This is a genomic window from Acinetobacter colistiniresistens (assembly GCF_000413935.1).
Taxonomy (GTDB): Bacteria; Pseudomonadota; Gammaproteobacteria; order Pseudomonadales; family Moraxellaceae; genus Acinetobacter; species Acinetobacter colistiniresistens.
This window is the reverse complement of sequence record NZ_KE340379.1, coordinates 397,264-409,948: the sequence shown is the minus strand read 5'-3', so window position 1 is coordinate 409,948 and position 12,685 is coordinate 397,264. Positions and strand designations below refer to the sequence as shown.

The window sequence follows — 12,685 nt, the reverse complement described above, 5'->3', positions numbered from 1 at the left end:
CCTTTTTCGCTATACGATTATCTGGCTTAAAGTTTGGTCAAATAGTTAAATACGGTCGTAAATGACATATAGCCCATCCACCACGTCAATACACAGGTGAGTGCACCTAGAATAATTAACCATTTCGGATAATTATAATTGCCCATCAAGTCTCTACGGCAAGCCGCAACATAGACAAAAATTGTCAATCCAATCGGCAAGACTAAACCATTAAACCCACCAACAAAAATCAATAGACCTGCTGGGGTTGCCCCTAATACCACATACAGTAATAAAGCCAAGGCAATGAAGCTAATCGTGGTGTAATTACTTTGCTTAGGACTGAGATTCTTTTTGAATGCACTAAAGAATGAAACAGATGTATAAGCTGCGCCAATAGTGCTACTAATACCCGCTGCCCAAAAGATCAGGCCAAATAATTTATAACCAAATGTACCTGCTGCATATTGGAATGCTTGAGCTGCTGGATTGGCATTATGACTGGCTAGATCAATGCTTGCTCCACTGACCACCACCCCCAAAAATGCTAAAAAAAGCACATAACGCATGATGCCAACCACCACAATGCCTTTAGTCGCTGCTTTGGCTACTTCATCAATATTTTCAGGGCCAACAGCACCTTTATCCAGTAAACGGTGTGCACCTGCATAGCAGATATAACCCCCAACCGTACCACCGACAATGGTGGTAATAATGGCAAAATCAATTTGGTCTGGCGCAAAGGTTTGCTGTACCGCTTGTCCAACAGGCGGCATTACAATCACAGCCACAATGATGATCAGGATAATTTTCAGCAGTCCCAATACGATCATGCTTTTATCCATCGCAAGCGTGGCTTTTCTTGAAGCAAAAATCAAAATCGCCAAGGCACCACTTAATATTCCGCCCCACTTGGTATCCATACCAAATAGCGCATTGAGACCTAATGCAGCGCCTGCAATATTTCCAATGCTAAAGAAGAAACCGCCTAGAATCACCAGAAACGCGAGCAGATAACCACTGCCCGGTAAAGCCTTATTGGCAATATCGGATGCACGCATTTGCGTGAGGGTCACTACACGCCAAATGTTTTGTTGAACCACATAATCAATCAAAATTGAAACTAAAATGGCAAACCCAAATGCGGCACCTAACTTCACCGTAAATACAGCGGTTTGGGTTAAAAATCCAGGCCCCATTGCCGAAGTTGCCATCATAAATATTGAGGCGACGATGGCCCATTGGCGATCTGATAGAAAAGAAGACTTCAGTAAAGACATATTTATGCGTTCCTCATCCATTTGAGCTCAATAACGCGATTTTTAACTTGATCCAAGAGCATCATTTTATTTACAAACGATCTTCTTTAATCCTTTTAAATCACAAAGATTCCCTGTTTTCCCACAACGCGATGGGTAATCAAATCTTCCATTTAGAATAAGAACATAAGCAAGTCAGCTGGACAATACGACTTTTTACAGAACAAATTTAAAATAAGGATATGAATTTATTAACTTTTTATTTTTAATATTTTTCAATATAAATTTTACTTATAACATTCCATAAGCTGCTTTTATGGCTTATCCAACAAATGACCTTGTTCTAGAGCAGAGAAATACACTGCAAAGTAAATGAATCAGCTTCTATTTTTTGATGTGTTGATTCAGTCTTTGCATCGCACTTTCCGAGACCATCACAGCGACATCGGTTAATTTCTCTTTTAAAACAGCATCATTCCCTTGAATATAAATCGAGGTAAAATGAAAGGTCTTTAACTGAATTGGGGTGTTTAGTATTTCCAAGCGACCATCGGTAATTTCTTTTAAAGCCGTTAGCGTCGGTACCACGGCAATCCCTAAACCTTGCTCAGCAAGACGTAAAAGTGTTGCTAAGGAGTAACTAGTAATCGAAAGTGGCTCATCAAGCCCCTGTTCTTTCATTTTTGCTTTAAGTTCTTTATAGGGATAGGTAATTTTGGGATAGGTTAAGATCGTATGCGACATCAGGGTTTTCAATGACATTTGCCCAACCCCACCTTTAAATGAGGGTGAAGCCAAAAAGCTGAGTTCAAAATCACAAAGCGCCTGTTCAATACACTCAAACGCCAATGTTGGTCCCAGCAAAAAAGCCATGTCCAGATCACCTGTGCGTACACCTTCTTGTAAATTCGGGGTCAGATCAACCACAATTTCTACAGACACTTTAGGGAATTCTTGCTGAACCTTCTCGATATATTCGACCAACCAGGTATAGACAATAGTTTCTGAAACACCCAAGCGGATTGTACCGGTCAGATGCTGATTTTCCGTTAATTCCGCAATGAGTTCAGTTTCTAAACGCATTAACTTTTCAGCATATTTAAATAAGGTCATGCCCTTATGCGTGGGTTTAAGCTGGCGAAAGCTTCGATCTAAGACTTTAAATCCTAACTCGTTTTCAATGGCGGTGATTTTTTGTGAAACTGCTGGCTGAGTGGTCTGTAATTTGATCGCTGCCTTATTAAAACTATTCAGCGTCACCACCCAGTAAAATGCTTCAAGATTCTTTAAATTCACTTTAAACCAAAGCTCGCTATCCTTTTCTTGCTATATAGTATGAGAGTGATCCGCCTGATTAAGCTACCTATTTATTGATTTTTCTTGAAGCAGATTTTGCGACTGGCTTATTTCACCCTGACAAAGATAATGTCCAAATCCCGCTTTGGAATAAAACTGTGCTTGCTCATTTGAAATTGGGTTGGGCTGATTTTTTCAACTTTGCCATCCCAGCAAAATGAAACCAGCTCATTTTTATCGCGCTCAATGGTCAACTTAAAATTTTCAATCGGTTTGGCCCAATTGGCACCTGTGGTCAAAATGTAGCTCAACGCATTAAACGGTGAATTTTCTGCTTTGGCTTTTTTTAAGCCCTGCTTAAATTGTGCATCCATACAAAAGTTCTGATTATATTCATCAGGATATAGGGCAACCGAACCACCTACCAAAGGTTGATATTGATGCTGAATTTTAGTCAACGCATTGGCTTTAAAGGTTTGCTTCCAACTATAAATTACTTGAGATGACCATGGAATTTCATCATCTGGTTTAAAATTAGCCAAAATTTTCTGCATTTTTGGCTGCTTACATTGCTTTAATTTATCTACATAATAGACAGAGTCATCATTGTTACGAACCCAGGGATTAAGCATCTCTGTTTGGCTAAAACCGCATTGTTTAAATAGATCTGTTGCATCAATCAGCGGAGACTTTTCGTCCTTTTGAATAAAAGTGCGCACATGCATTTCTGGTTGAATATTTTTACCATCGACAATAATTTTAAAGCTTTTTAACAAGGCTTCCGTATGGGCAAAATCTGCTTCAAAGAAGTTATCAATACGGGGTAAGGGAAATAAAATAGTTTCCGTCACATCTTGGGAACTTAAATTTTTATACAGGTAATTGACCTTAATCAACTTTTTGCTAATAAATAGCTCTTCACTTTGCATCGCAATCTGTGCATTTTTAAGATAGGCAACGCCACCTGTACCAACATAACCCGTTGAATCATTGGCGAGGCTATAACTCGGTATTTGAATCAAAATGGCAGAAATAAATAAAATATTTTTCATTATTGAGTACTCAGTTTAATACTGTAATTATCAAGACAATCATAGCGGCTCAAGACCTCAGCTATTAACTTATTCTGTATCAAAGTAAAATCATTTTCAAAATCACATTACATCTTTATCTATGCATCATAAGCATTTAAAAATAAAAAGTTTTTATGCAAAACCACTGCCATTCGAAGTCTATGATTTTATCGCAAATGGCTAACTGTACATTGAATATACATACTGCCATTTCACCACCCTTTTTTTCAATAACTCAAATTTGTTACCATTGCATCACTAGAAAGGCTTGAAGCCGCTTTATACTATGGATGCAATTCTCTACGCTTATTTAGTTGTCATCATTATTTGAGTGGCATCCATATTCACAAAAACTGAAATTGGTTCAATCACCAAAAGTAAATATTATTGATTTTTAAAGAGTTTAATACGCATGAATAGCGCTGAAATCATGACTGATCTTTCATCACATACGCCGATGATGCAGCAATATCTCAAAGTCAAAACAGACTATCAACATGCTTTGCTGTTCTACCGTATGGGCGATTTTTATGAGCTTTTCTTTGAAGATGCACATTTAGCAGCCAAACTTTTAGGTATTACCCTGACTCATCGCGGCAAAGCCAGTGGTCAGCCAATTCCAATGGCAGGTGTACCTTATCATGCAGCAGAGGGCTATCTCGCTCGTTTAGTCAAAGCTGGCCGTACTGTCGCCATCTGCGAACAAGTTGGTGAGGTCACAGGCAAAGGTCCGGTTGAGCGTAAAGTAGTACGTATCTTAACGCCAGGCACATTAACCGATGATGCTTTATTGGGAAGTTACCAATCGTCGAATCTGGTTGCGCTCTGTATTCAACAAAATCAAATTGGTTTCGCCTTACTCGACTTGAGTGCAGGAATCTTTAAAGTTCAACAACAAGACTATAAGCCTGAACAATTGGCCATTGAACTGGCACGTTTAATGCCAAGTGAAATTCTGATCGATGAAGATCTGGTGGATCAGAATATTATTGAGCAAATTAAGAAAAATCTGGACTGCCCAATCACCAAACGCCCGAATGTCGATTTCAATTTAAATAATGCCCAAAAGACTTTGTGCGATCAGTTTAGTGTATCGACTTTATCTGGATTTGGCTTAGATCCACTTCCACTGGCAAAAGCCGCTGCCGCAGCACTGATTCACTATGCGAAAGAAACTCAAAAAACGGCCTTACCACATATCCGTTCTATTCAAATTGAGCAAAGTACCGACTTTATTGCACTTGATCCAATCACCCGTCGCAACTTAGAGATTATTGAGCCATTGTTTGAACATGGCACATCTTTATTCCAGTTGATTAATGATTGCCAAACTGCAATGGGTGGACGCTTACTCAGTCGGACCTTGATGCAGCCGATTCGTGATACGGCTGTTTTAGATGCGCGTCTTGATGCAACCGAGCAATTATTAAAAGGCTATCACGAATCACCTGTGCGCTTAGTGCTCAAAGAAATTGGTGATATTGAACGTGTACTCAGTCGTGTCGCTTTGGGAAGTGCGCGTCCACGTGATTTAGTTCAATTGCGTCAGGCATGTGCACAGATTCCATTCTTGCGTCATGCTCTTGATCCTGTATTAAAAACACAGCAATCTAAACTGTTAACACAATTAGATGAAGAACTTGGTGATTTTAAGAGCCTGCATCAACATTTAATGGCTGCCATTGTTGAACATCCACCTGTGCTATTGCGTGATGGTAATGTCATTGCAGAAGGTTATGACGATGAACTGGATGAGTTACGTAAAATTCGTGATCATGCAGGACAATTCCTGATTGACCTAGAAATCAAGGAACGTGAACGTACAGGAATTAATACCTTAAAAATTGGCTATAACCGTGTCAGTGGTTACTATATTGAGTTAACCCGTGCACAGGCAGAACAGGCACCTGCCGATTATATTCGCCGTCAAACACTGAAAAATGCTGAGCGTTATATCACACCTGAACTGAAAGGTTTTGAGGATAAGGTGCTTTCCAGTGAATCACGCGCCCTTAGCCGTGAAAAACTGCTGTTTGAATCACTTTTAGATGAGTTACGCCAAAATATTGCACATTTACAAATGATGAGTGCCTCGATTGCACATATCGATGTATTGGCAAACTTTGCCCATCAAGCCCGATTGAACAATTGGGCAAGACCTGAGTTTAGCGCAGAAACAGGCATCAAAATTCAAGCGGGTCGCCATCCTGTGGTAGAAGCCTTAAATAAAGCGCCATTTACACCAAATGATACCTTTTTGGACACCCAACATCGTATGGCGATCATTACAGGTCCAAATATGGGTGGTAAATCGACCTTTATGCGTCAAACTGCCTTGATTAGTCTACTGGCCTATTGCGGCAGTTTCATTCCAGCCAAGTCGGCAAAATTAGGTTCGATTGATCGAATTTTTACCCGTATTGGCTCTGCAGATGATCTCTCTACAGGTAAATCGACCTTTATGGTCGAGATGACTGAAACCTCCCAGATTTTGCATCATGCCACCAGTCAATCTTTAGTCTTGATGGATGAAGTCGGTCGTGGAACCAGCACCTATGATGGCCTTTCTTTGGCTTGGGCCTGTGTGGTTGATCTGACCAAACGGGTAAAATGCTTATGCCTGTTCGCAACACATTACTTTGAATTGACTGAACTTGGCAGTGAAGCAGGTATTGATAACTACCATGTCACCGCCCAAGAACTGAATGGTAACTTAATCTTGCTGCATAAAGTACAACAAGGCCCTGCAAGTCAAAGCCACGGTTTACAAGTTGCAAAATTGGCAGGTATTCCAGCCAATGTGATTAAAGAGGCACAGAAGCGTTTAAAAATTCTGGAGAAACAGCAACATCAACATTTGCAAAGTAGCGTACAGAATGATTTATTCAGTGCTGTTGAACATGAAATAGAAACTCAGGTGGTTGAACGAGTGATTGAAGTTGAAGTCAAATCTCCGGCATTAGAATTGTTACAACAGATTGATGTTGATGATCTGACTCCTCGTCAGGCACTTGAACAATTGTATCAACTCAAAGCCTTATTCAAGACAACACAGACGCTCGAAAGTTAATCCGCTCGAAATCAGCTCTGGTTTTATGCCAGAGCTGATTTACATAGTGCGCACTAAAACCAACAATCCCTCACCCTGTTATCGGCTTGATCATGTTATTGCTGTATGAGATCAATACCTCTGTGAGGAAAATCTCATGTCTCGTGGTGATAAATCGGCTTATACGTCCAAACAGAAAAGACAAGCAAAACATATTGAGCAAAGCGAACTGGAACAAGGTCGCTCTCTAGAAGAAGCTGAGCGGATTGCTTGGGCAACAGTCAATAAACAAGATGGTGGTGGGCTGAAGAAAAAGTCAAAATGACCAAATAAATGCTGTTTTTGAGAGTTATTATCAACAAAAGTCATATAAATAAGTCCATTTCATTGATACGAATAATAAATATCAATAAAAGGAATTGTTTATGTCGGTATTTTTTGCCTAAAATACACCATTAAAGATGAAAACCATATTTTTTAGGTAGCTGCCGCCATGACCTTCGTTGTCACTGAAAATTGTATTAAATGTAAATATCAAGATTGTGTTGAAGTTTGTCCTGTTGACTGCTTCTACGAAGGTCCAAACTTTCTTGTCATCAATCCAGATGAATGTATTGACTGTGCACTCTGTGAACCTGAATGCCCTGCAAATGCAATCTTCTCTGAAGATGAATTACCAGAAGGTCAAGAAGTCTTTATTGAACTCAATGCTGAATTGTCTGAGAAATGGGCTGGCAACAATATCACCCAAATTGGCGAACAACCTGCTGATCGTGAAGAATGGAACGGCAAGCCAGACAAACTGCAATATTTAGAAAAATAATTTGAAAGGCCAGTTTTACTGGTCTTTTTTATACCTGAATCACACATTTCTTTGCAATTACCTCATTATTCATGGCTTATTTTGCATTAAAATAGTACACCTACAGATTTTGAACTGCCTTTTTATCATGCAAAATAAATTACAGGGTCTATTATCATTATTTATCATCCCTGTGATGATGGTGGGTTGTAGCAGCTCCACAACAAAAGTAAATCAAAACCAAGGTAAAAGAATTTACATCCCACAAGAACAAGTGACCTTAACTCGCCCGATTCCAAATAAAGTTGAACCCGCATCATATCGCCAATGGCTCAATCAAGGTGATAACTATGCGCGCGTTCGTGAGTATGAACAGTTTCTGAACCGAAATAACGTTGCACACATCATTCCAAGTTTTGAGTTATTACGTACAGCACGTGACTGGCAGAAATGTGGTCGTACAGAATATATGGTACCCAACCGTGAATTGTGGGGGAATGCCCTATCAACCCTTCGCGTGTTTAAATATTTAATCGCAGCCAAAGTCTTAACCGATTTTGAAGTCACTTCCGTTTATCGCGATTTGCCTCTAAACCAATGTGCTGGCGGGGCTGGCTCTTCAAAGCATTTATTTAATTCAGCGATCGATTTTCGTATCGGGCCTGAATATCCTCAACCGCAAGACTATGCATATATTGAACAAACCAAGTTTAAGCTCTGCCAATTCTGGGCACAGCATGGCCAAAGTCTGGATTTAGGGATTGGCTTATATAGTTCTGGCCAAATTCATATTGACACTCAAGGCTACCGTACTTGGGGACCTGATCTGACCCGAAATAGCTCTATGTGCAATTTCTAAAAGTAAATAACGCAGTAAAAAGGGATCGAAATGATCCCTTTTTACTGCAATCAAATTGCACTCTGAGTATAAATGTTTAAAATGCAGCTAACAGATTCATAGGTAAACTTGATTATGCAACAGATGTGGACCGAGGTTGATGACTATATCAATTCACATTTAATTCCCACAGACCCAAGACTTCAACATGCATTAGATAATACCGATACTCAGGGCTTTTCTAATCATTTGGCTGTTGCGCCTAATCAAGGCATGTTTTTGCAGATGCTGATTCAGATGAACCAATGCAAACGCGTATTGGAATTGGGTACCTTTGGCGCATATAGCACCATTTGGCTTGCCAAAGCATTACCAGAAGATGGCTATCTACTCACCGTTGAAGGTCGAGATACCCATGTCATGATTGCCCAAGAAAATATTGATTTTGCCAATATGCCAACCCGTATTGAGCTAAAAAAAGGTCGTGGTGCAGATATCATGAATCAACTGATTGCGGATCACAGTGAGCCTTTTGATTTCATTTTTATTGATGCAGATAAACAAAGCTATCGTGAATATTTTGAACTGAGCTTACAACTTTCTCATCCAGGTACGATTATCGTGTTGGATAATGTCATCCGTGCCGGTGCGATTCTGGATGAAAACAACAAGAAGCCAAGTATTGAAGGGATTCGTAAGGCATTCACCGCCCTAAAAGATCATCCTCAATTGCTCTCTTGCACCGCTTTACAGACAGTCGGTTCGAAAGGACATGATGGTTTTGCCATCGCCATCGTAAAATAGAGATTAAAAAACAACCTATTTAATTTAGTTGTGTAATATCAACAGATTATATTTATCTCTAGTGCTTTTCCATATAGTTATCCACAGGAATTGCGGATAACTATATGGAACAAAATGAATCACTTAGCCACTAATAGTGGAACATTGGCATTACGGAAAATAGTGGTTGTAATACTACCTAAGAAGAATTGATGAATTTTACTATGACTGAAAGCACCCAAGACAATTAATTGAATATCATGTTCTCTTTGATATTCAAGAATATTTTGGGCAACATCGCCATAACGATAAATAGAAACCACGTCTAAACCTGCATCGGTCAAGTACTTTTCCGGTTCCGCCAACATTTCAGGGTGATCCCCAACATACAATAAATGGCACTGAAGTTTTTTCAACAGGTCACTTTGTGCAATGCGTTGCAACATTTTTTGGCAGGTCGGTGAATATTCATAAGCAAAGATAAAACGCTTTGGTGGCTGGAAGTGTTCCCCGACAGTAATCACTGTACAATTGGCACCACGAATAAAATTCTCAACATTACTTCCTATTGGTTTATTTTTTTCTGCTGCCCGTTCCCCAACCCGTCCGATAATCACGATGTCATTTTCATTGAGGAGATTAAAACTTTGCTCTAGAAAATCACCTTTTTCCTGAATCTTGGAACTGCTTAAGCCGTACTGTTTTTCAATCATTTCTGAAATATGTTTCAGCAAATTATTACTATAATCGAGTGCTAACTCACTTTGTTTTTGTTCCAACTCGGCAAGTTCTTTGAGAAGCATAGCATTACTCTCAAAACCAATCACCCCACTGATTTCACCTAAATGATAACTCGCTGGGTAATAGTCCAAGATTTGCAACAGTACTAATTCCCTTTGGGTTTGTCTGGCCACCCACACAGCCGCCTCTGCCAAAGCATCAATGCAGGGTGAAGAATCAATACATGCAATTACACGGTTCATTTTCGCCTCTCTCTAGGTATATACCTTAGGTCTTCTACTTATTTTTAACTTAACATAGATAAAAGCATGGTAGGTTAAATTTATGTATCGAATCTCATACGCTTTTTAGTGCTTTTTATTCAGTACGATAGCGAATTTTTTTAGCTGGATTTCCGGCAACGACAGCATAGTCTTCAACATCTTTAGTAACCATGCTATTCATACCGACTACTGCATGATGCCCAATTTTGATGCCATCTTTTATTCCAACATGCGCTCCCAACCAGACATCACGCCCGACCTCAATTCCTTTAGACCTAACAGGTTGCTGATAAATAGGACGATCCATCTCCATCCCATGATCAAATGCATATAAATGGCTATAAGCTGCAATTCGGACTTGATCATTTAATTTTATCCCAGCTCTTCCCCCATCCAGAATGCAATGATGATTAATCGCAACTTCATTCCCGATTTCCAAAGGGCCATGTAAAGTACAATCCGCCGCGATGAAAGTATTATCCCCAATTGAAATTTTTCGACCACGCTCGGCAAAAATATGCGCTAAAGGTGAAATAAAACAGTTCTTTCCAATTTCAACGGTTTCCATCTCCATCAAATAGGCTTGATATTCGGCTTGCCATGCTTCTGCCCATTCACGATGCTTGGGTTTTAGCGACCAATACAGCCACGGCATATAATTCAAACGTTGTTTATGCTGTTCCCGATATTTTAATAAAGGATCATGCGTCATGTTCTTGTTCCTCTATTACTTTTAGCAGTTCACGTCCCCGACTCACATCTTGGAGTTTAAGTCTCAAAGCTTCAATTTGATGCACTTGTAATCGGGCTAATACCACTACCCCTGTATCGGTATAACTTTCCTGATACTCAATCTGTTGCTGCATCAACTCATACTGAATAATCGCCCATTCATTAAATAGACAGGCAAATTGAACTTGTTTCTTTTCAATCAACTCTATTTTTTCAGCCAAGAGCAGGCATTGTCCTGCACAGCCCCCATAAGCACGAACCAACCCACCTGTTCCCAGTTTAATTCCGCCATACCACCGATTCACCAAGACAATCACATTGGTCAGTTCATTGCCTTCAATGGTTGCAAGAATTGGACGACCTGCTGTACCAGAAGGTTCACCATCATCATTGAAGCGAACATGGTGACCAATTTTCCACGCCCAACATTGATGCGTCGTCGACTGATCTTTATGCTGTTCCAGAAAATCTTTCACCTGTTGTTCATTTTCAACAACTGCAGCAATCGCTTGGAAACGACTTTTTTTAATGTCTTCTTCAAAAGTAACCGTACTGGCAATGGTAAATGGCATAAAAACAAATATAAACTTAAAACATAATTATAGCTTTTTACACCACAAATAAAAAACCTCGCATACAGCGAGGTTTTTTAATCAACATCGTCTAGCGTTCGCGCAATGCTTCTTTCGCTTTATTAAATGGTTTAAGTAAGTAATCCATAATGGTTTTTTGGCCTGTACGAATATCTACCGTTGCCACCATACCTGGCGTAATGCTAAAAGCCTTACCTGCTTTGTTATACAAACGGTCTGAATCCGTACGAATATAAACACGATAGTAGAATTGATCTTGCTTCACTTCATCACGAATAGTATCTGGTGATATCACTGTTACTTTTCCCTCTAAGCCACCGTAGATCGAATAATCATAGGCCGTGATTTTGACCAATGCCTCCTGTCCAGGGCGAATAAATGCAATGTCGCGTGGTGAAATGCGTGCTTCAATCAATAATTTGTCCTCTAAAGGAACAATCGTCATCAGCTTTCCGTTTTGCGGAATCACGCCCCCCAGTGTCGTAACATCAATCTCTTTCACCACCCCACGAACAGGAGCCTTAAATACTGCACGCTCCAAACTGTCATTCCGACCATTGACAATTTGTTGTTGGGTTTGGATATCGGTATTTGCCTTAGACAACTCCTCTCGTGCTTTGACATAATACTGATTACGTGTGTCATTGATCTTATTACTAAGATCATTGGCTTCACGTTTCAAACGTAGAACTTCAACCTCACTGGCTGCACCTTTTGCCACGAGCGGCTCGGTCATTGCCAATTCCTGACGGACCAATTTAGCCGCCTGTTCATAGCCTTCAATCGACTGATTCAGGTTGGCACGGCGAGAGAGATACAGCGCTGTTTCCTCTTGCACAAGTTTTGGATTCTGCTGCACTTCTTCTGGAAAACTCAATGTTGTTCCGCTTACTTCAGCACGCAAACGTGCTGCCGTTGCCTGTGCAGAAACCAACAAAGACTTTGACTCACCAACATTTGAGGCAAATCGCGTTGGATCAAGTTGGGCAAGTACTTGTCCTTTTTCAACAACATCACCTTCCTTGACATCAAGTTTGGTTAGAATCCCGCCTTCAAGTGACTGAATAATCTGTTCTTTTGAAGAGGGAATCACTTTCCCTGTACCGGTTGAAACTTCTTCTAAATTAAATAACCATGCCCAGATTAAGAGTGAAAATAAACCAATCCCAATCATCCAAACAACCAGCGTCGAACGAGGTAACTTAGGCTCCTTATAAGTTACATTCATCGAACGGCTGCTGTTTTGTTGTTGTTCACTCATAAATTTTCCTCTAAGT

General features: G+C 40.0%; 12 protein-coding genes. 5 read left to right on the top strand and 7 right to left on the bottom strand.

From position 1 onward, the window contains the following. Positions 1-26: 26 nt before the first annotated feature. The 3 genes from F907_RS11525 to F907_RS11535 form a co-directional block, all read right to left on the bottom strand. Positions 27-1,280 (bottom strand): NRAMP family divalent metal transporter, encoded by a 1,254-nt coding sequence (locus F907_RS11525; RefSeq protein WP_111804948.1) that lies wholly within the window; start codon positions 1,278-1,280, stop codon positions 27-29. Between the two features lie 342 nt (positions 1,281-1,622). Next, positions 1,623-2,534 carry a LysR family transcriptional regulator MumR gene (gene mumR / locus F907_RS11530; RefSeq protein WP_016651822.1) on the bottom strand — a complete coding sequence of 304 codons (912 nt, stop codon included), beginning with the start codon at positions 2,532-2,534 and terminating at the stop codon, positions 1,623-1,625. Positions 2,535-2,641: 107 nt separating this feature from the next. Continuing rightward, positions 2,642-3,586, bottom strand: a complete 945-nt coding sequence (locus F907_RS11535) for a DUF4424 family protein (protein WP_016651821.1) — start codon at positions 3,584-3,586, stop codon at positions 2,642-2,644. A gap of 433 nt (positions 3,587-4,019) precedes the next feature. Between F907_RS11535 and mutS the strand changes: the two genes are divergently transcribed. The 5 genes from mutS to F907_RS11560 all read left to right on the top strand — a co-directional run bounded on the left by mutS (position 4,020) and on the right by F907_RS11560 (position 9,100). Further along, positions 4,020-6,677, top strand: coding sequence for a DNA mismatch repair protein MutS (gene mutS / locus F907_RS11540; protein ID WP_016651820.1), 2,658 nt, complete (start codon positions 4,020-4,022; stop codon positions 6,675-6,677). Between the two features lie 136 nt (positions 6,678-6,813). After that, entirely contained in the window at positions 6,814-6,981 is a 168-nt protein-coding gene (locus F907_RS18940; protein ID WP_016651819.1) for a hypothetical protein, read from the top strand. 168 nt (positions 6,982-7,149) lie between these two features. After that, positions 7,150-7,479 carry a ferredoxin FdxA gene (gene fdxA / locus F907_RS11550; protein ID WP_004652744.1) on the top strand — a complete coding sequence of 110 codons (330 nt, stop codon included), beginning with the start codon at positions 7,150-7,152 and terminating at the stop codon, positions 7,477-7,479. A gap of 124 nt (positions 7,480-7,603) precedes the next feature. Next, entirely contained in the window at positions 7,604-8,317 is a 714-nt protein-coding gene (locus F907_RS11555) for a D-Ala-D-Ala carboxypeptidase family metallohydrolase (protein WP_032861998.1), read from the top strand. A 114-nt stretch (positions 8,318-8,431) separates the two neighbouring features. Beyond that, positions 8,432-9,100: an O-methyltransferase gene (locus F907_RS11560; RefSeq protein ID WP_016651817.1), complete on the top strand. Its 669-nt coding sequence runs from the start codon at positions 8,432-8,434 to the stop codon at positions 9,098-9,100. 119 nt (positions 9,101-9,219) lie between these two features. On the opposite strand, the gene F907_RS11565 is transcribed toward F907_RS11560, so the two are convergent. The 4 genes from F907_RS11565 to F907_RS11580 form a co-directional block, all read right to left on the bottom strand. Then, positions 9,220-10,062, bottom strand: coding sequence for a universal stress protein (locus F907_RS11565; RefSeq protein ID WP_005243166.1), 843 nt, complete (start codon positions 10,060-10,062; stop codon positions 9,220-9,222). A gap of 115 nt (positions 10,063-10,177) precedes the next feature. After that, positions 10,178-10,795 carry an acyltransferase gene (locus tag F907_RS11570; RefSeq protein WP_005272073.1) on the bottom strand — a complete coding sequence of 206 codons (618 nt, stop codon included), beginning with the start codon at positions 10,793-10,795 and terminating at the stop codon, positions 10,178-10,180. Next, positions 10,785-11,387: an IMPACT family protein gene (locus tag F907_RS11575; RefSeq protein WP_016651816.1), complete on the bottom strand. Its 603-nt coding sequence runs from the start codon at positions 11,385-11,387 to the stop codon at positions 10,785-10,787. Before F907_RS11575 ends, F907_RS11570 begins: the two co-directional genes overlap by 11 nt. A gap of 91 nt (positions 11,388-11,478) precedes the next feature. After that, positions 11,479-12,669 carry an HlyD family type I secretion periplasmic adaptor subunit gene (locus F907_RS11580; protein ID WP_016651815.1) on the bottom strand — a complete coding sequence of 397 codons (1,191 nt, stop codon included), beginning with the start codon at positions 12,667-12,669 and terminating at the stop codon, positions 11,479-11,481. Positions 12,670-12,685: the final 16 nt, after the last annotated feature.